Origin of the sequence: Spirillospora sp. NPDC046719, assembly GCF_040645715.1 — a bacterium.
Classification (GTDB): Bacteria; Actinomycetota; Actinomycetes; order Streptosporangiales; family Streptosporangiaceae; genus Spirillospora.
The window spans coordinates 1-2,160 of record NZ_JBEYYT010000811.1 but is presented as its reverse complement, the minus strand read 5'-3'; the positions used below and the strand labels follow the sequence as shown (position 1 = coordinate 2,160).

The following is a 2,160-nucleotide window of genomic DNA, read 5'->3' as shown; positions in this document are numbered from 1 at the left end:
ATTCATATAAGCGTCGTTCGTATCAACCGCAATTCCATTGTGAGTGTAAGAACAGTGAATGAATGAGCCGTTGCTTAGGAAAATACCTGTGTGTCCGTCAGATCCCGCCGAACCACCAGGAGTGCCTGAAATAAAAATATCACCACGTTGCACTTCTCCACGACTGATTTCTTTGAGTTTTGTGCCAGACATTCCAAATAAAGTTTCAGTATTTCCCATTGAACCTGCTGACAGAAATCCGCCAGCAATCATTGCAAAGAATACTGACGAGCTGCAGTCATAACTTCTAGGACCCATTCGCAAGGTCATTGAGTAAGTTACCTTACCCTTTCGTGCTTGCATCCAAGCAATCATATTTTCAATACTTGACATTATTCGCCTCCTTCTGTGAATTCATGGTCAGCGTCAGAAGCTTTAACCACTTGAACGCTATCACCATTTTTCAAACTTTTAGTAAGTTCAGTTCCTTTTTTAGCTGCATGAGTGAAGTCGTTATTCTTCCACCAAGCCCAAAGTGCAAAAACTGTTGTAATTACAGTGCTAACAGTATTATCGTCAAGTGGCAATGGGTTAATGTTTAATGCTGTTAGAATTTGGTTTAAAATTGCCAACCAAAGTAAGATTGTACGTGTGAGTGTTCCTTTGTCGATTGTTTTCATGTTCTTTCTCCTTTAAATTATTTTAGTGATTATATATCCAATAACAGTTACGGCAAGAGTAAGCATAAAGCCCCAAGCCCACTTATTATTGGCTTCCATTTTTTCTATAAGTTTTGCATTTGATTGGGCTATTAAAAGCGCTCGTTCTGCTTTATCTCTAACTGTTTCATAGTTATCCAACTTTGTTTCAATTCGAGCTAATCGTTCGAGTACTTCTCGCCATGCTTGCTCCTCCATAACCCCTACTTTCTATTCTTTATCCTAATGGAATATTTATTGAAAACTGAATTACCTTGCCACTCATGGTCGTTGGATTGGGATTACCAATGTTTATTTTCCCATCATTACCGACTGTAACACTAGCAACGCTAAGTTGACCTGGCGAATATAGTAACCCTAACGTATCAAATCCAGAAACACCACTAAATTTACTGGACATAGTACCAATTGTTATAAGACTATTGGGTGCTATTGAAGGGATTGTGACGTCTTTCGACTGTGCATAAAAAACACCGTTATTTATTCTTGCACGTAAGGTTCCGGATGTTCCTACTCCACTCGCTCGAGTGATATCAGTCCAAGGAACGTCAGTTGATAACTTCGTGCCTTGAGGCGTAAGTTGAGCATAGTTTCCATTTGAATCACTAGTGGAAACTCCTTGAAAGTTAACTGAAGCTTCTCTAGTTAATCCAGTAGTATTGTTCGTGAACTTCATTGCAAAGCCCTGTTCGGTGTCAACTGCCAAATCATTTTTTGTGTTTACAGTTCCATCCGTCTTTGAAATTGCAATATGATTATCTTTGATTTCTGTAGAGGTTGTAACTGGGCCATTAGTTGTTGTACTTACGAATTCACCATCAGTAATTGTTAAATTTTTTGCGTCAATTTTATCAGCTTTAATTGAATTAGCTTCAAGATTGTTCGCACTTAAATAATTAATCATCCAGTGAGTGCCATTGTAATAGTACTCCGTATTAGGCTTGATAACTGTTCCATCACTTGCGGTAAGGTCAGAGGTGCCTGAATATTTCCAAGTTAAGCCTTTGAATCGAGTGCTTGGCTCAGTATCAGAAACAATTTTACCGGGGTCACCGTTACTTCCAGCAGGGCCCTGTGGTCCAGTATTCCCCTGAGGTCCTTGTGGACCTGTTGCTCCAGTATTTCCCATTTTAGCTACTGAATACCCTGTTTCACTGGTATTGTCCGTGTAAGCCCAAACAGTCTTAGTCCACAGATAACTACCTGCTGCAACTGTCGGAACTGTTGTAACCCAACCGCTAGTTGGTGCTGTTGTGCCACTTGTAGAGCCTGCATATGTAATGGTCGTAGTTTTGATACCAGTACCATCTTTACCAGCAATTCCGTCATGTCCATTATTCCCATCTTGTGCAATATAAGATACTGAATAACCTGTTTCACTGGTATTATCCGTGTATGTCCATACTGTTTTAGTCCAGAGATATTGACCTTTGACTAGAGTAGGGACTGGTGTGGTGCGGGG

The 2,160-nt window shown here is 40.1% G+C and carries 4 protein-coding genes; all 4 read right to left on the bottom strand.

The annotated features are described in order from the left end of the window. Nucleotides 1–372, bottom strand: a 372-nt coding sequence (locus ABZ914_RS50520; protein WP_500201698.1) for a peptidoglycan amidohydrolase family protein, incomplete at its 3' end; no start/stop codon positions are given. Continuing rightward, nucleotides 372–659, bottom strand: coding sequence for a phage holin (locus ABZ914_RS50515; protein ID WP_156647468.1), 288 nt, complete (start codon nucleotides 657–659; stop codon nucleotides 372–374). The genes ABZ914_RS50520 and ABZ914_RS50515, both read right to left, overlap by 1 nt. Nucleotides 660–671: 12 nt before the next feature. Next, entirely contained in the window at nucleotides 672–896 is a 225-nt protein-coding gene (locus tag ABZ914_RS50510; protein ID WP_023189804.1) for a hemolysin XhlA family protein, read from the bottom strand. Between the two features lie 19 nt (nucleotides 897–915). Then, nucleotides 916–2,160 (bottom strand): collagen-like triple helix repeat-containing protein (locus ABZ914_RS50505; RefSeq protein WP_500201697.1); only part of this gene is annotated, 1,245 nt, incomplete at its 5' end.